14 protein-coding genes are annotated in these 17,093 nt (G+C 68.5%); 4 read left to right on the plus strand and 10 right to left on the minus strand.

The genetic code is table 11. The features are described 5' to 3' along the window. Positions 1-2 precede the first annotated feature (2 nt). Both mnmA and ACI3KS_RS07745 read right to left on the minus strand, forming a co-directional pair. Complete coding sequence (mnmA, locus tag ACI3KS_RS07740) at positions 3-1,100, minus strand: tRNA 2-thiouridine(34) synthase MnmA (protein WP_404916900.1); 1,098 nt, start codon at positions 1,098-1,100, stop codon at positions 3-5. Positions 1,101-1,138: 38 nt separating this feature from the next. Further along, complete coding sequence (locus ACI3KS_RS07745; protein ID WP_404916902.1) at positions 1,139-2,305, minus strand: cysteine desulfurase family protein; 1,167 nt, start codon at positions 2,303-2,305, stop codon at positions 1,139-1,141. 95 nt (positions 2,306-2,400) lie between these two features. Between ACI3KS_RS07745 and glgX the strand changes: the two genes are divergently transcribed. The 3 genes from glgX (at position 2,401) to glgB (ending at position 8,817) form a co-directional block, all read left to right on the plus strand. After that, entirely contained in the window at positions 2,401-4,473 is a 2,073-nt protein-coding gene (gene glgX / locus ACI3KS_RS07750; protein ID WP_404916904.1) for a glycogen debranching protein GlgX, read from the plus strand. A 76-nt stretch (positions 4,474-4,549) separates the two neighbouring features. Further along, entirely contained in the window at positions 4,550-6,616 is a 2,067-nt protein-coding gene (locus ACI3KS_RS07755) for an alpha-1,4-glucan--maltose-1-phosphate maltosyltransferase (protein ID WP_404916906.1), read from the plus strand. Beyond that, positions 6,613-8,817 (plus strand): 1,4-alpha-glucan branching protein GlgB, encoded by a 2,205-nt coding sequence (gene glgB / locus ACI3KS_RS07760; protein ID WP_404916908.1) that lies wholly within the window; start codon positions 6,613-6,615, stop codon positions 8,815-8,817. The genes ACI3KS_RS07755 and glgB overlap by 4 nt, the downstream gene beginning before the upstream one ends. Positions 8,818-8,881: 64 nt before the next feature. Here the strand turns inward: glgB and ACI3KS_RS07765 are convergent, their stop codons facing one another. Further along, on the minus strand, positions 8,882-9,820 hold the full coding sequence (locus ACI3KS_RS07765; protein ID WP_404916910.1) for a tetratricopeptide repeat protein: 939 nt from the start codon (positions 9,818-9,820) through the stop codon (positions 8,882-8,884). Beyond that, positions 9,817-11,790, minus strand: a complete 1,974-nt coding sequence (locus tag ACI3KS_RS07770; RefSeq protein ID WP_404916912.1) for a glycosyl transferase — start codon at positions 11,788-11,790, stop codon at positions 9,817-9,819. The genes ACI3KS_RS07765 and ACI3KS_RS07770 overlap by 4 nt, the downstream gene beginning before the upstream one ends. A gap of 199 nt (positions 11,791-11,989) precedes the next feature. Between ACI3KS_RS07770 and ACI3KS_RS07775 the strand changes: the two genes are divergently transcribed. Then, on the plus strand, positions 11,990-13,051 hold the full coding sequence (locus tag ACI3KS_RS07775) for an AI-2E family transporter (protein ID WP_404916914.1): 1,062 nt from the start codon (positions 11,990-11,992) through the stop codon (positions 13,049-13,051). Between the two features lie 12 nt (positions 13,052-13,063). Here the strand turns inward: ACI3KS_RS07775 and ACI3KS_RS07780 are convergent, their stop codons facing one another. Genes ACI3KS_RS07780 through frr form a run of 6 tightly spaced genes read right to left on the minus strand, consistent with a single transcriptional unit; the run spans position 13,064 to position 17,089 of the window. Next, complete coding sequence (locus ACI3KS_RS07780) at positions 13,064-13,783, minus strand: alpha/beta hydrolase (protein WP_404916916.1); 720 nt, start codon at positions 13,781-13,783, stop codon at positions 13,064-13,066. Continuing rightward, complete coding sequence (locus tag ACI3KS_RS07785; RefSeq protein ID WP_404916918.1) at positions 13,780-14,067, minus strand: hypothetical protein; 288 nt, start codon at positions 14,065-14,067, stop codon at positions 13,780-13,782. Before ACI3KS_RS07785 ends, ACI3KS_RS07780 begins: the two co-directional genes overlap by 4 nt. 9 nt (positions 14,068-14,076) lie before the next feature. Next, on the minus strand, positions 14,077-14,757 hold the full coding sequence (locus tag ACI3KS_RS07790) for a transglycosylase SLT domain-containing protein (RefSeq protein ID WP_404916920.1): 681 nt from the start codon (positions 14,755-14,757) through the stop codon (positions 14,077-14,079). Between the two features lie 47 nt (positions 14,758-14,804). Then, positions 14,805-15,383 (minus strand): DivIVA domain-containing protein, encoded by a 579-nt coding sequence (locus ACI3KS_RS07795; RefSeq protein WP_404916922.1) that lies wholly within the window; start codon positions 15,381-15,383, stop codon positions 14,805-14,807. Continuing rightward, a complete protein-coding gene (locus ACI3KS_RS07800) occupies positions 15,383-16,528 on the minus strand; it encodes a phosphatidate cytidylyltransferase (protein WP_404916924.1) in 1,146 nt (381 codons plus the stop codon). Before ACI3KS_RS07800 ends, ACI3KS_RS07795 begins: the two co-directional genes overlap by 1 nt. Before the next feature lie 6 nt (positions 16,529-16,534). After that, complete coding sequence (gene frr / locus ACI3KS_RS07805; RefSeq protein WP_404916926.1) at positions 16,535-17,089, minus strand: ribosome recycling factor; 555 nt, start codon at positions 17,087-17,089, stop codon at positions 16,535-16,537. Positions 17,090-17,093 lie beyond the last annotated feature (4 nt).

The following is a 17,093-nucleotide window of genomic DNA, read 5'->3' on the forward strand; positions in this document are numbered from 1 at the left end:
GCCTAGACGCCGACCGGCACCGCCGATACGGTGCGATCGATCGTGAACTGCCCGAGCACGCGCGTGGCGACGTAGAGCACGGCGGTCTGTCCGGTCGCGACGCCGTCGAGCGGATGCGCGGGCTCGACTCGCACGCCGTCAACCGTCACGTGAGCAACGGCCGCCACCGGCTCGGCGTGCGCGCGGATCTGCACCTCGCACTCGAATGTCTGCTCCTGCGGCGGTGCACCGGCCCAGCTGAATCGTCCGCCGGCGATCTCGCTCACCGCGAGTGCTTCCTTCGGACCGACCACGACCGTGTTCGTCACCGGGCGGATCTCGAGGACGAAGCGCGGCTTCCCGTCGGCGGCGGGCACGCCGAGCTTCAGACCGCGTCGCTGGCCGACGGTGTACCCGTGCGCGCCCTCGTGGCTGCCGACGACCGCGCCGGAGCGATCGACGATGTCGCCGGTCTCGCTGCCGACCTTTTCCGCCAGCCAGCCTCTCGTGTCACCGTCGGGGATGAAGCAGATGTCGTGGCTGTCGGGCTTCTGCGCGACGCTGAGCCCCCGCTGCGCGGCCTCGGCCCGCACCAGCGCCTTCGAGGGCGTCGTGCCGAGCGGGAAGTACGTGTGCGCAAGCTGCTCGGCCGTCAGAACGCCCAGCACGTACGACTGATCCTTCGCGTCATCGGCTGCGCGGTGCAACTCGAGACCGTTCTCGCCGTCGATCAACGTCGCATAGTGACCGGTGCACACCGCGTCGAAGCCGAGCTCGATCGCGCGCTCGAGCAGGGCGGCGAACTTGATCTTCTCGTTGCAGCGCATGCACGGGTTCGGCGTGCGGCCCGCACGGTACTCCGAGATGAAGTCGTCGATCACGTCGTCACGGAAGCGCTCGGAGAAGTCCCAGACGTAGAAGGGGATGCCGAGCAGATCAGCCGCACGCCGGGCATCGAGGGCATCCTCGATCGTGCAGCATCCGCGGCTCCCCGTGCGCAGGGTGCCGCCGGCACGGGACAGGGCGAGATGCACTCCGACGACGTCGTGACCCGCCTCGACCGCGCGCGCCGCGGCGACGGCGGAATCCACCCCTCCGCTCATGGCCGCAAGAATCCGCATGATCCCAGTCTACGAGCAGTGTCGACTGCCGGGGCGGGTCACGCGCGCGACGGACCCGACGCCCGCACGTACGTGTCCGCGATCACCGCGAGCACCGCGTCCACATCGGCTTGCGTCGAGGTGCGTCCCAGCGTGAACCGCAGCACGCTGCGCGCCTCACGTTCACTGCGCCCCATCGCCATGACCACGTGCGACGGCTCCGCGACTCCTGCCTGGCACGCCGAGCCCGTCGAGGCAGCGACACCAGCCATGTCGAGCAGGAACAGCAGGCTCTCTCCTACCGCCCCGGGGAACAGGACGTGCGCGTTGCCGGGCAGACGCCGGCTCGGATCTCCGAGAAGTTCGGCCTCGGGTACGCGATCCCGGATGCCGCGGACCAGGCGGTCTCGAAGCGCTCCGAGCCTGGAGGCCTCGGACTCGCGCTCCCTCTCTGCGAGCTCGAGCGCGGTCGCGAAGGCGACAGCCCCCGGCACGTCCTGAGTGCCGGCCCTGAGCCCCCGCTGCTGCGCTCCCCCATGGAGGATCGGTGCCAGCTTCGCCGTGCGCGAGACGACGAGCGCCCCGACCCCGACAGGTGCCCCGATCTTGTGGCCCGCCACGCTCATGGCGATCAGCCCGGCTCCGGCCGCCGCCGCGCCGCGCAGCTGCGAGAACGACAGCGGGAGGTGGCCGAGCGCCGCCACCGCATCGAGATGAAGAGGAATACCGGAATCCGATGCGGCCGCGGAGAGCGCCACCGCGTCATTGATCGTGCCCACCTCGTTGTTCGCGACGAGAGCAGTCGCGAGCGCGGCACCGGGGAGCGTTGCAGCGAAGGCCGAGAGGTCGATCCCGCCGGCGGCGGACACCGGCACGGGACGTACGACCGCTCCTCGGGCGGTGAGCGCTGCGACGGTGTCGAGGGTCGCGTGATGCTCGGCATCCGGGAGCACGATCGCCTCGGCATCGGCCGCGCGGGCTTCCCACAGGCCTTGCAGGGCGAGGTTGATCGCCTCGGTGCCGCCCGAGGTGAACACGACCTCAATCGGTTCGGACCCGAGCACCGCGGCCGCGCGCTCCCGCGCTTCCTCGAGGAGCCGACGGGCGTCCTGACCCGCGCCGTGGGTCGACGATGCGTTCCCCACGGTCTCCGAAGCATGCAACCAGGCATCACGCGCCTCCGGACGGAGGGGCGTGGTCGCGGCGTGGTCGAGGTAGTGGCGCATCACCTACAACTCTCCCCCATCCACGGGGGTCGTGGCGCACATCGCTCCCGGCCCGCGGTGCGGACGATCCCTCCCGGCGCTTTAGTGTGTTACTCATGCCCGCGATTCGAGACATCACCGTTCCCGGAGGCTCCGCCCTCGACGACCTCGGTGTGCGCCTTCATGACGGCGTCGGCACTCTGCGCGTCTGGTCGCAGAATGCATCGTCCATCGAACTGGTGGTCTTCGACGCGACCGACCTGGACTGGGCCGTCGACACCGCAGACCTCGAGCGTCTCCCTGGCGGCCTGTGGCAGGTCACGACGCCGCTCCTCCAGCCGGGCACCCGCTACGCCCTCCGCGTCGGCGGTCCGCATGGCCCCGGAAACACCTTCAACCCGGAGACCCTGCTTCTCGACCCCTACGCCCGCGGACTCGCGCAGGGCGACGGCTATGAGGAATGGCGCTCGGTCGTCATCGCCGACGGATTCGACTGGGGCGGTGCGCAGAAGCCGCGCATCCCCCTCGACCGCACCGTGATCTACGAGGGGCATCTGAAGGGTCTCACGAAGCGTCATCCCGATGTGCCTCCAGCACTGCACGGGACGTACGCGGGTCTCGCGCACCCGGCGATGATCGCGTACTTCCGGGAACTCGGCATCACCTCGATCGAGCTGCTCCCGGTGCACGCGTTCGTGCCGGAGCCCCGCCTGCTCGAGCGGGGCCTCACCAACTACTGGGGATACAACACCCTCAACTTCTTCACCCCGCACAACGCCTACGCCACGGAGGACGCCCGCAAGCGCGGCCCCGAGGCCGTGCTCGCGGAGTTCAAGGGCATGGTCCGTCTCCTGCACGAGGCGGGTCTCGAGGTCATCCTCGACGTCGTCTACAACCACACCTCCGAGGAAGGCATCGGCGGGCCGCGGTCCAGCCTCCGTGGCATCGATAACGCGAGCTACTACCGACAGGATGCGAACGGCGCGTACATCGACACCACCGGATGCGGGAACACGCTGAACACGTCGACGGATGCCGCAGCGCGACTCGTGCTGGACTCGCTGCGGTACTGGGCAGACGAGATGCAGATCGACGGCTTCCGCTTCGACCTCGCCACGGCGATCGCCCGCGACGCCGCGCACACCTACACCCCGGAGCATCCGCTGCTCACGGCTATCTCCGAGGACCCGATCCTCAAGGACGTCAAGCTGATCGCCGAGCCGTGGGATGTCGGACTCGGCGGATGGCAGACCGGCAACTTCCCCGCCGGCTGGCACGAGTGGAACGATCGCTACCGCGACCGCGTGCGGAACTTCTGGTTGAGCGACATCGACTACGCCCGCCGTGCATCGGCGCCGGTGGGCATCGGCGGATTCGCGACCCGTCTGGCCGGCTCGTCGAACACCTTCACCGATGAACGCGGGCCGCTCGCGAGCATCAACTTCGTCACGGCTCACGACGGGTTCACGCTGCACGACCTCGTGTCCTACGACGTCAAGCACAACGAGGCGAACGGCGAACAGAACCGCGACGGCGCCGACACGAACCGTGCGTTCAATCACGGCGTCGAGGGCGCCACGGACGATCCGTCCATCATCGCCACCCGGCGCAAGGCCATGCGGAACCTGCTCGGGACCCTTCTGCTGTCGGCCGGCATCCCCATGATGACCGCCGGCGATGAGGTCGGGCGCACGCAGCGCGGCAACAACAACGCCTACGCGCAGGACTCCGCCCTCACCTGGCTGACCTGGGATCACGAGCCGTGGCAGGAGGACCTGCGGCAGCACGTCGCCCGACTGATCCGACTGCGTCAGGAGAACCCGGCTCTGCGCCCGAGCAAGTACGCCCGCCTCGGCGAGCACATCCCCAACGCGAGCGTCATGGACTGGTTCGATCAGAACGGCGAGACCATGGACAGCGAGCGGTGGTCCGACCCCGGAAATCGCACCCTGCAGTACGTCGCCGCGTCGACCCCTGACATCGAGGCGCCCAATCGCATCCTCCTGATCGTCCACGGCACCGAGTCCCCCATCGACGTCACCCTGCCCGAGGCCCTGGAGGGCGCGACCCGCTTCGTCTCACTCTGGTCGAGTGCCGATGAGCGCCCCGGCGATGGCGGAGAGGTCTTCCTCCCGGGCGATGTCCTGCCCACACCAGGCACCTCCATGCGGCTGTTCCGGGTCGAGTGACCCCGTGACGGCGCGCCAGGGGACGGCGTCGCACCACGAGAGTCGCTAGCGGTACATTCGGGGTGTGGCAGCACGCGTGAGTACTCGACCCACGGCTCTCCGGAGCCCCGCCCAGATCCCGTCGCGTCCGCTCGCGGACCCGGCGCCGACCCCCGAAGGGCTTCGCACCGCGCGGATCCCGCTGCTCGACCCGCATCCTCACGTCCCCGGGGGATTCGTCCCCAAGGCGGTCGTCGGCGAGGTCGTCCCGTTCCGCGTCGTCTCGTTCCGGGAAGGGCATGACATCATCGGTGTCCAGCTGCGGCTGACCGCCCCCGACGGATCCGAGACGCTGCACCGGCTCCGCCCGCTCCTCGACGGAACCGACACCTGGGCGGCGGAGATCGCTCTCGACGTGCAGGGCACCTGGTCGTTCCGGTTCGAGAGCTTCGCCGACGACTTCGCCACGTGGGCGCATGCCGCAGAGCTGAAGATCCCGGCCGGCGTGGACGTCGACGTGATGGCAGCCCTCGGCGCAGATCTGCTCGCCCGAGCCGCGGCCGAGAAGGACCGCCCGGCAGCCGAGCGCAAGACGCTTCGCGCCGCCGCATCCGCTCTGCGCGAGGATCAGGACGGCGCGCGCGCTTTCGCCGCATCCATCGACCCCGAGCTCGCCCGCATCTTCCACGACCGTCCCCTCGCGAGTCTGCCGTCCGGCGACGACGCCCGTGCTCTTCTCGTCGAGCGGCGAGCCGCAGGCGTCGGCGCGTGGTACGAGTTCTTCCCGCGGTCCGAGGGCGCGAAGCGCCTGAAGGACGGCAGCATCAAGAGCGGCACGTTCCGCACGGCGGCCAAGAGGCTTCCCGCGGTCGCCGCCATGGGCTTCGACGTGATCTACCTCGTGCCGATCCATCCGATCGGCACGACGAACCGCAAGGGACGCAACAACACTCTCACCACCGAGCCGGGCGACCCCGGTTCCCCGTATGCGATCGGTGCCGCCGAGGGCGGTCATGACGCGATCCATCCCGACCTCGGCAAGCCCGCCGACTTCCGCGCCTTCGTCCGCGCCGCGCAGGAGGAGGGCCTCGAAGTCGCCCTCGACCTCGCTCTCCAGGCCTCACCGGACCACCCCTGGGTGCACGAGCACCCCGAGTGGTTCACCACGCTTCCCGACGGCTCGATCGCCTACGCGGAGAACCCCCCGAAGAAGTACCAGGACATCTATCCGCTGAACTTCGACAACGACCCGGCGGGGAGCTACCAGGAGATGCTGCGCGTCGTGCAGCACTGGGTCTCCCAGGGCGTGAAGATCTTCCGCGTAGACAACCCGCACACCAAGCCCCTGCAGTTCTGGGAGTGGCTCATCGCGACCGTGAACGCCGCCGATCCCGACGTGATCTTCCTCGCCGAGGCATTCACTCGGCCCGCGGTCATGCGCGCGCTCGCGGCCGTGGGATTCCAGCAGAGCTACAGCTACTTCACGTGGCGGAACACGAAGGAGGAGCTCGAGGAGTTCCTCACATCGATCTCGCACGAGACCAGCGACTACATGCGTCCGAACCTCTTCGTGAACACGCACGACATCCTCACGGAGTACCTGCAGTTCGGCGGCCGAGCGGCATACAAGATCCGCGCCTGCATCGCCGCGACGGCCGGCCCCGTGTACGGGGTCTACGCCGGCTACGAGCTGTTCGAGAACGTGGCACGGCCCGGCTCAGAAGAGAACATCGACAACGAGAAGTACGAATACAAGCTCCGCGACTGGGACGCGGCAGAGGCGGCGGGCGACTCGCTCGCCCCGCTGCTGCGCCGCCTGAACAGCATCCGACGGGAGCACCCCGCGCTCGGTCAGCTGCGCAACTTCTCCGCGCACTGGAGCGATGACGACGCCGTGCTCGTCTACAGCAAGCATCTGGATGCCGCGTTCACCGGCACCGGCACGTCCGACACGATCGTCGTCGTGGCCAACGTCGACCCGCACTCCGTGCGCGAGACCACCGTGCACCTGGACACCACCATCTGGGGTGTCGCGCCGGGAGACAGCTTCGAGGTCGAGGACCTCATCACCGGTGCCGTCTGGACGTGGACGGACCACAACTACGTGCGACTGGACGCCTTCAGCGAGCCGGTGCACATCCTGAAGGTGAGGACGGGCTCATGAGCTATCTCGAGGACGTGACGGCGTCGGCTGACTGGGCCGCGGTCGCATCCGCATCGCATCACGATCCGCATTCCGTACTGGGCACGCACCCGTACGCGGATGCCGCGGGGCGCACCGCGACCATCGTGCGGGTCCGCCGTCCGCTCGCACGCACGGTCGAGGCGGTCTTCGCCGACGGCACTCGCCTCGCCCTGGAGCACGTGGCGCACGGCATCTGGGAAGGCCGGCACGACGGCGCCCCGGTCGCGTACCGGGTGGCGACGGCGTACGGCGACGACGACGAGACCGTCCTCGGTGATCCGTACCGCCATCTCCCGACCCTCGGCGAGCTCGACCTGCACCTGATCGCGGAAGGCCGGCACGAGCGACTCTGGACGGTCCTGGGGGCCCATCCACGCACGCTCGACGGTGACAGCGGTGTGAGCTTCGCGGTCTGGGCACCGAATGCGACCGCGGTGCGGGTCGTCGGCGACCACAACGGCTGGAACGGCGAGTCGCACGCCATGCGTTCGATGGGTGTGAGCGGAATCTGGGAGCTCTTCATCCCCGGGCTCGACGTCGGCGCCCAGTACAAGTACGAGATCCGCACCCGCTCCGGGGCCTGGATCTTCAAGGCCGATCCGATGGCCCAGGCCGCCCAGGTGCCGCCCGAGACCGCGTCGGTGGTCGCCGAATCGACCCACACCTGGTCTGACGGCGCATGGATGACGCGCCGGGCGGCGACGCACGCGGTCGCGCAGCCGCTGTCGGTGTACGAGGTCCATCTCGGCTCGTGGCGCGGAGGGCTGGGGTATCGCGACATCGCGGATCCGCTCATCGAACACGTGACGGCCGCGGGGTTCACGCACGTGGAGTTCATGCCGCTCGCCGAGCACCCGTTCGGCGGGTCCTGGGGCTACCAGGTGTCGGGCTACTACGCCGCGACCAGCCGGTTCGGCTCTCCCGACGACCTGCGCTATCTCATCGATCGTCTGCACCAGGCGGGCATCGGCGTGATCATGGACTGGGTACCCGGGCACTTCCCCAAGGATGCCTTCGCATTGGCGAAGTTCGACGGTCAGGCCCTCTACGAGCACCCGGACCCGCGCAGAGGCGAGCACCAGGACTGGGGCACACTCATCTTCGACTACGGTCGCTCCGAGGTCCGCGGGTTCCTCGTCGCGAATGCGCTGTTCTGGCTGAGCGAGTTCCACGTCGACGGACTCCGCGTGGATGCGGTCGCCTCGATGCTCTACCTCGACTACTCGCGCAACGCCGGCGAGTGGGAGCCGAACATCCACGGAGGCCGCGAGAACCTCGAGGCCATCCGGTTCCTGCAGGAGGTGAATGCGACCGCCTACCGTCTGCACCCCGGCGTCCTGATGATCGCCGAGGAGTCGACGGCGTTCCCCGGCGTGACCGCGCCCACCGACCATGCGGGACTCGGCTTCGGGTTCAAGTGGAACATGGGCTGGATGAACGATTCGCTGCAGTACATCGAGCGCGACCCGATGTACCGTTCCCACCACGAGGGCGAGATGACCTTCTCGTTCGTCTACGCGTTCGGCGAGAACTATCTGCTGCCGATCAGCCACGATGAGGTCGTGCACGGGAAGGGCAGTCTGCTGGCGAAGATGCCGGGCGATCACTGGCACAAGCTCGCGAACGTCCGCGCCTACCTCGCCTACATGTGGGGTCACCCCGGCAAGAAGCTGCTGTTCATGGGCCAGGAGTTCGGTCAGATCGCGGAGTGGTCCGAGTCGCGGGAGCTGGACTGGTGGCTGCTCGATCAGCCCTCGCACGCGCAACTCCGTGATTTCGTCGGCGAGCTGAACCGCACGTACCGGGCGCAGGCTCCGCTCTGGGAGCGTGACGGCGACGGCTCATGCTTCTCCCGCCTCGGTGCACCGTCCTGGGACCCGACCGTCGTCGCGTTCGAGCGACGCGACGCACACGGAGGCCGCATCGTCGTCATCAGCAACTTCGCAGGCGTGGAACGCAGCGGCTATCGACTCGACCTGCCCGAAGACGGGGTCTGGACCGAGATCCTGAACACCGACGCTGCGGCTTTCGGCGGACGAGGATCCGGGAACATGGGCCTGGTGGTCGCGACGTCCGAAGACGGATCGCATCCGTCCGCCACGCTCACGCTGCCGGCGTTGTCGACGATCTGGCTGCGGCATCAGCGGGAACCGCACGTTCCGACGGTCACGAAGGGCTGACCGCCTTGATACGACGCGAGCCCCGGTCGGATGACCGGGGCTCGCGTCGTATCGCATCGCGTGCTCAGAACAGCAGCGACGTCAGGCGGTTACGGGCGGCGGCCACACGGGGGTCCGCCACGCCGATGAGGCCGAAGAGCTCGACGAGACGCTCCCGCACCGGTGCGCGCTCGTCGGACGGCAGTTGCGCGAACAGATCGAGGAGACGACCGAAGGCGTCGTCGACGTGACCGCCGGCGAGGTCCAGATCGGCGACGTCGAACTGCGCCTGCACGTCGAGCGGCGCGGCCGCAGCTGCAGCGCGAGCCGCCTGCAGATCGAGCGACTGCACCCGGTCGAGCAGACGGACCTGTCCGAGACCGGCACGCGCGTCCTCATCGCGCGGGTTCTCCGCGAGGGCCTTCTCGTACGCGACGATGGCTGCCGCATAGTCGCCTCGCTCGATCGCGGTGAACGCCTCGGCGTGCAGCGGGGGCAGAGGGGGCTCCTCCGGCGCCTCGGGCGTCTCGGACGCACCCTCGATCGCGAGGGTTCCCGTGACGCCGTTCTGGGCGGCGACCTGCAGCAGCTGCGCGAAGACCTCACGCACCTGCTGCTCCGGCACCGCACCCGTGAACATCGGGACCGGCTGTCCGGCGATCAGCGCGACCACCATCGGGATCGACTGCGCGCGGAAGCCCTGGGCGAGCTGCGGGTTGGCATCGACGTCGACCTTGGCCAGGAGCACGCGGCCCTCGAGCTCACGCGTCACCTTCTCGATGATCGGGCTGAGCTGCTTGCACGGGCCGCACCACTCCGCCCACAGGTCGACCACGACCGGGACCGTGCGCGAGATCTCGAGGATCTGCCCGAACGTCTCGTCGGTGGCGTCGACCACGACATCGGAGAGGCCCGAGCCTGTGTCGACCGGAGCAGCTCCGGCGGGCGCGGACGCTGCGGGACGGTTGCGAAGGGTGGACAGGTCAACGGCACCGCGGAGCGCGGCGGCGGAGATCTCACTCACTGGATCACCTCGGCGGAGAGAAGGTCTTGACGGAATGCGAGGAGCCGGATCGGCTCGGTATCGCCCTGCGCGGGCACGGCGAAGAACAACTGGAACCCGTAGCGCTCGATGATGCCCTTCGAGGACTCCGTCACGCCCGTGAGGGCCTTGACCTTGGGGTCATCGCCGAAGCGGATCGAGACGTCCTCGGAGGCGGGCGTGATCGTCTGGGACTCGATGAGGGACACGGCGACGATCGCCCCGCTGTCGAGCGTCGCGAGCGACACCGGTGCCTCGTCGGACGCCGTCATGTCGAAGGCGGTCTTCGCCGTCTCCTGCGCCCCCTTGTCGATGAGGTTCTGGACAAGGGACTGGCGACTGTCTCGGATCGACGTCGCGAAGGACTGGGACAGCTCGTCGAACGCGCTGTACGACGTGCTCTGCTCCCCCGAGTCGACGACGTCGGCGAAGGCGTCTGCGAGCTCCCCAGGCGCGATGGTGAGGAACGCGGAGTCATCGGGCACCAGCGATGTGCCCAACCACGGCGCGACGACCTCGGGCAGAACGACGTCCGCGGACATCTCGGCGATGTTCGAGATCTTGTAGTCGGACCAGGGGTCCTGCTGCGTCATCGTGAGGATGACGGGGGGAACCGTGTCGTCTCCGGAGCTCTGCGAGAGCATGAGCACGGTGCGCGGCCAGCGGTCGGTCGCCTCGGGAAGGACCACCTCGACGTCGTCTGTCGGGATGGCGGCGGGCACGGCCGTCTCGGGGATGGCCGTGCGGAGCGCGTACTCGGTCGAACGGGCGGCGAGAGCGGCGCCTTCCAGCCGCGTCTTCGCGAGTTCGATGTCCATCGAGGCGTCGGCGTCGGCGAGCGTCGAGGAGATCTTCTCGAGGATCAGCTTCGCCTGCCCCTCTGTGACCGCCGGCGGCTTCTGGTTCTCGGGTGCGATCACCGTCGGAGTCGGCGAAGGGGTCGGGGAGGCCGCGTCCAGCTGCGGCCAGGAGTCGGCCGAGCAGCCGGCGGCGAGCACCGCCGTGAGCGCGAGGGCGGGAACGGCGATCCAACGGCGTCGCGGAGTCCGGACGGCGCGTCGCTCGGACGTGCCCTCGGCGCGTCCGGTCTCGCGGGGGGTCTTCGGCTCCTCAGACGCGTCGGCATCGGCAGGAGCGTCAAGAGCCTCGCGCTCGGCGGGCGGCAGAGCCGCGACGTCGATGGGCTCGGTGACCGGGAGCGGACCGGGCCCCTTTCGGCGAGGTCCACGACCACGGCGCTGATGACGGATCGCGAGGACGTAGAGGACGAGACCCACGATGAGCACGAGCACACCGCTGGCGACCAGCGGGCCCGCGGCAGGGGTGGAGGTGTCCAGGGGCCACGTCACCGTGATGTCCGTCGGCGCGTCGGTGGTGCCGTCGTAGGCGACGAGCATGCTCACACCGTCAGGGAGCGCGCTCTTGGTCTCGAGGCTGTCGGTGCCGGTGAAGGTCTCGAGCCAGAGATCGGAGCCGACGGGGCTGCGACCATCCGTGTTCGCGGTCTCGGTGGCATCGGCGCTGTCTGCTCCGTCGGTCTCATCCGTGCCCTGACCTTCGGCCGGTGTCTCTGTCGGCTCCGGCGTCGCTGAGGTGTCGTCCCCATCCGTGGCGCTGTCGGCGTCGTCGACACGGGGCTCGACGAACTCGACGTCGAACCCTCCGTCATCGCCCACCGACAGGTGGTTGTACGTGCTGTCGGACAGCCATGCCTCCATATCGGCCGTCCGGCCGTTCGCGGCGAAGATGTCGCCCTCGCCGGCGAAGAGGAGGCGCGCACCGGGGTGGGCGCGGAGCACGTCGGAGTCGATGACGATGAACGGCGCCGGCTGATCGATCTCCACCGCCGCCGTCTGGTGATCCGGCCCCTGGAAGATGGTGCGCTGAGCGATGCCCGCACCGATCAACCCCATGGCCACGACGAAGGCCACGACGGCCCATACGAAACGCACGAATAGTCTCCTCACGCGCACCGGACCGCATCCAGCGCGCAACACTCGACATTTCAGACTAGCGAAAGCACCTGTACGTTGCCCACGAGCGGGGACACGGCAGCCGGATCCGGCACGTCGGAACGAGGCACCGCCATCCGATCGATAGCCTTGCCTCAGCAGATCCGGCGCCGACCGCGCCGCCTCTGGGAGGAGCTCCATGAAGATTCACAACCCGTTCCGCACCGCCCTCGTGGCGACGCTCGGCGTGGGCCTGGGCATCATGCTCATCGGGAGTCTGCAGAGCCTGTCGACCATCCTGCTGTACGTCGGCACCGCGCTCTTCCTCAGTCTCGGACTCGACCCGCTGGTGTCATTCCTCGAGCGCCGACGGCTCCCCCGCTGGCTCGCCGTCCTCGTCACGATCCTCGGAGTCCTCGGCATCTTCGCGGGGATCGTGCTGATCGTGCTGCCGGTGCTCGTCGACCAGATCTCCCAGCTGATCGCGCAGATCACGGCGATCGTGCAACGAGGAACCCTCATCGACGACCTCAAGGAGTGGATGACGGAGACCTTCCCCAACCTCCAGGTCGACACCGTGTTCGCGTACGTGGAGAACTGGCTGAACACGAATCTCGCCGAGATCGGCGGGTCGATCGGACAGGGCGTCCTGAGTGCGAGCGGTGCCCTGCTGGCAGGCCTCTTCGGCGCCTTCATCGTGCTGATCCTCACGATCTACCTCACAGCGTCGACCCCATCGCTGAAGCGCGCCGTCTACCAGCTGGCTCCCGCATCGAAGCGGGAGCGGTTCATCGACCTCGCGGACCAGATCACAGACTCCGTCGGCTACTACGTCATGGGACAGGTCACCCAGGGCATCATCAACGGCGTTCTCAGCATGATCTTCCTGTCGATCATCCGTGCACCGTTCCCCGCAGTCCTCGCCGTCGTCGCGTTCTTCTTCTCACTGATCCCGCTCGTCGGCACGCTGACGGGCTCGACGATCATCGTGCTCGCCTGCCTCATCCCCGGCCTGGGATCGCCAGCGACCGCGATCGCTGCGGGGATCTACTACCTCATCTACATGCAGATCGAGGCCTATGTGATCTCCCCGCGGATCATGAGCCGTGCGGTGTCCGTGCCGGGAGCAGTGGTGGTCGTGGCCGCTCTCGCTGGTGGAGCTCTGCTCGGCCTGCTCGGAGCCCTGATCGCCATCCCCGTGGCGGCGAGCATCCTGATCATCTACCGGCAGGTGATCATCCCCCGGATGAACGAGATGTGAGGGCGAGGCTCGTCAGTCCGCGGGCCACTGCGTCGGGAGGGGCAGCGCCGCGGGGTTGACGGCGGCCACCACCTCGGTGAGCACGCGCCGCGTCTGGCTCTCCCCCACCCAGAGGTGCTTCCCTCCATCGACGGGGATGAGCACAGCGTGCGGGATCGCGGAGAAGCGCTCGGCGGCCTCGGGCGGCCGCAGATAGTCGTCCAGCTCGGGGACCAGGATCACCACCTGCTTGTCCGACGACCGCCACGCGGCGACCTCCTCCGGTGTCGCGCGATGCAGGGGCGGCGAGAGCAGGATGATCCCCTCCACCTCATGATCGCGACCGTATTTCAACGCCAGTTCGGTCCCGAACGACCATCCGAGCAGCCACGGCCTGGGCAGGCCACGGTCCTTGACGAAGTCGACGGCGGCAGCGACGTCGAACTGCTCGGCGGCACCGCCGTCGAATGCGCCGTCGCTCGTGCCGCGAGGCGACGTCGTGCCGCGCGTGTTGAAGCGGAGCACGGCGAGATCCGCGAGGGCGGGCAGACGGGCCGCCGCCTTGCGCAGGATGTGCGAGTCCATGAACCCGCCCGCCGTGGGCAGCGGATGCAGCGTCACGAGCGTCGCGACCGGATCGCTCGCCTCGGGCAGCGCAAGCTCGCCGACGAGCGTGAGATCGTCGGCGGTCTTCAGCTCGATCTGCTCCCGGCGCGCGGGCAACTCGATCGGGCCACGGATCTCGATGGTCATGCGATCCTCCAGCAGTGGGTGTGCCAATGTCGGCGCGCGGCGAGATCCGCCGCGTCGCCGAGGACTCCATCGGCCCTCCAGGCGACGAGGTGCGCGGTCCCCGGTTCCACACCGCGACCGCATCCGGGACAGATGTACGTCTTCTGCGCCTGCGCACCGGAGATCGGTTGCACGGTCCACTCGACGCCGCGCCTCACCTCAGTGCGCTTCCACGACGACAGGAGCCGTTCGATCGAGTCGTCGTGCTCAGGGCGCGCCTGACGGCGTCGACGCGAACGGGCCATGCTGTCGCGTCACCACCAGTGGTTCTTGGTCCAGAAAGCGTGTGCTCCGGCCCAGCTGCCGTAGCGCCCCGTCGCGTATCCCGTCGCCCAGCGCAGGTTGTCGATCGGGTCGTACCCGTTGCCCGGAACCTTGCTGCACGGAAGCGCCTGCACGAGACCGCACGCGCCGGAGGATTTGTTGGTCGCGTTCGGGTTCCAACTGCTCTCGCGCGAGACGATGTAGTCGACGTAGCCCCAGTCCGACTCCGCGATGCCGGCGGCAGCCATCCATTCGGCGGGAGCGCCGCCGCCGGTGTAGAACAGCGGGGTCGACGTGTTCTCGTTCCCGCCGCCGTCGCCGCTCTTGGTCTTCGTCGTCGCGGTCGGAGTGGGAGTCGGCGTCGGCGTCGGTGTCACGTACACCGTGAAGGAGCCTCGTTCGATCGGCGCGATCGTGGCACCCTCTGCCGTGACCGTGAGGTTCTGCGTCTCGCCGAGGGCCAGGGAGAAAGCGGACTCGGGAGACGCCGCGACCGGCGGCTCCGCCAGAGCCACCCCGGTGGGAGCGACCAGAGCGCCGGCGAATCCGATCACCGCGAGAGATGCGATCACTCCGGCTGCACGACGATTGCGCGTGCCTGTCCGCGGGCGCGCGGCAGGAACGGCGGAGACGTCTGTGCTGTCGGAGATCATGTCTTTTCGGGAGTTCACGATGTGTGCGAGTGTACCGCGCTTCGCTGGATCGGCAGTGAGAACGTTCAGCGAACAGCCAGGATCACGTCGATCGTCGCGTCCAGGAGAGCATCGACCTGTTCTTCCCGATACCCCCCGCGCTGCATCCGGAACGCCGCGGAACGCAGCTGCTCCGCGGTGAGCGGTTCGCCGTCGCGGAGGTAGCGGACGATCCGCGTCGACACATGATCGACCTCGTCGATACGGTAGCCGAACGTGAGCATGCCCGAGCGTGCGAAGCGATGACGCCGACGACGGGCCAGGTGATCGAGGATCTCCTGCGCTTCGGCGCGGGCCTGTTCCACCCACGCTCCCGCTCCCCCGGAGCGCACGGCCTGCTCCCGCTCCCTCGCGGCGAGGGCGTCCTCGACGCGGCCGAGCGCGGCGTCCACCTCGCCCACCGCATAGCCGCCCTTGACGAGCGGGAACGATGCGACTCGCACCTCAGCGGCGGAGATCTCTCCGTCGCCCTCGAAAGCCGCTCGGGCTCCGGCCAGAAAGGTGTCCACGGCGGTGCGGTGGTATCCGCGAGTGCGACCGGTCGTCAAGGAGAACGCCGGCGGCGCCTCCGCCTCGCGGACCTCGAGCGAATCGTCGGACGTCATCACAGCACCACCCAGGGAGAGAGAAGGAAGTAGAGGCACAGCGCCGGGACCGTCGACGGCAGGATGCTGTCGAGGCGGTCGAGAAGCCCGCCATGGCCCGGAAGGAAGGAACTCATGTCCTTGATCCCGATGTCACGCTTGAGCATCGACTCGGCGAGATCACCGAGCGTGGCTGTGAGATGGATGACCACGCCGAACACGGCTCCCCACCACCATGGGATCTCCAACAGGAAGATCGCCAGGAGGACACCGGCGGCGATCGAGGCGACCGCAGCGCCGGCGAAGCCCTCCCAGGTCTTCTTGGGGCTGATGCGCGGCGCCATGGGGTGTCGGCCGAACGCGAGCCCCGAGGCGTACGCGCCGGTGTCCGCCGCCACCGCGATCGCGATGAAACCGAGGACCCACCACTGCCCGCCTTCCTGCCGGAGCAGGATGAGCGCGACGGCCGCCAGGAACGGCACGTAGACCTGGACGAGTCCGCCGGCGACGGCATCCTCGAGCACATCGCCGTATGTGCGTCCGTCTCTGGCCGCCATCTGTCCGATGAGACGGCAGACGACCACGAAAACGACCGCGACGAAGACCAGCACCCAGACCAGCCACGGCTCGACGAAGTACGCGGTGACGACGACGAGAGCCGTGGCGATCAGCTGTGGGACGAGATCGACACGACGTGCGGCGCCGCGCAGCGCGAGCGTTAGCTCGTACACCCCGAGCAGCGCTGCAGCGAGAGCGAGCGGAACGAAGTAGACCTTGTCGAAGAGCAGGGACGCGAGTAGAGCGGCACCGAAAGCGACGCCGATGCCGATCGCGAGGATGAGGTCACGGCCTGTACGCTGCTTGATCCGCTCGTTGCGCTGCTTGATCCGCTCGTTCGCCTGATCGAGCTGCTCCCGCGCATGCGACACGTGCGATCCGAACTCGTCCCGCGCCGCCCGCCACTGATCACGGATGGCCGTGTGGTCGGCTGTGTCGAGCGGGTCTCCCTCGCGTCGATCCGCAGGCAGCGGCGGGCGCGGCGGGACTGCTGCTTCATCGAAACCAGGGAAGGCGCTGTCATCGAGCGGGACTCCGGCTGCAGGGGTCGGTGAGTCCCCGCGTCCGCGCCGCGAGGCGGATGCGCCGTCGCGCGGTTCGTCGGACATCGCCGATCAGACCTCGAGGAGCTCGGCCTCTTTGCGCTTCAGAGCGTCGTCGATCAGGTCGACGTGCTGGCGCGTGAGGGCGTCGAGCTCCTTCTCACCCCGCGCGATCTCGTCTTCGCCGAGTTCGCTCTTGAGCGCGTCGAGCTCATCCTTGGCCTTGCGACGGATGCCGCGGACGTGGACCTTCGCGTCCTCACCCTTCGACTTCACGAGCTTCACGTACTCCTTGCGACGATCCGCGGTCAGTTCCGGCATCGTCACACGGACGATGTTGCCGTCGTTGGTCGGGTTGGCGCCGAGATTCGGCATGTCGCGGATGGCCTGCTCGATCGCCTTGAGCGCCGACTTGTCGTAGGGCGTGATCACGAGCGAACGCGCCTCGGGGTTGGCGAGAGAGGCGAGCTGAGCGAGGGGCGTCGGCGTGCCGTAGTAGTCCACCAGGACCTTCTGGAACATCTGCGGGTTCGCGCGACCGGTCCGCACCGTGGCGAAGTCCTCCTTCGCGGATTCGACGGCGCGCGTCATTCGAGAGGTGGTGTCAGCGAGGACGTCCGCGATCACGGTG

This window comes from Microbacterium sp. ZW T5_45 (assembly GCF_044987415.1).
Taxonomy (GTDB): domain Bacteria; phylum Actinomycetota; class Actinomycetes; order Actinomycetales; family Microbacteriaceae; genus Microbacterium.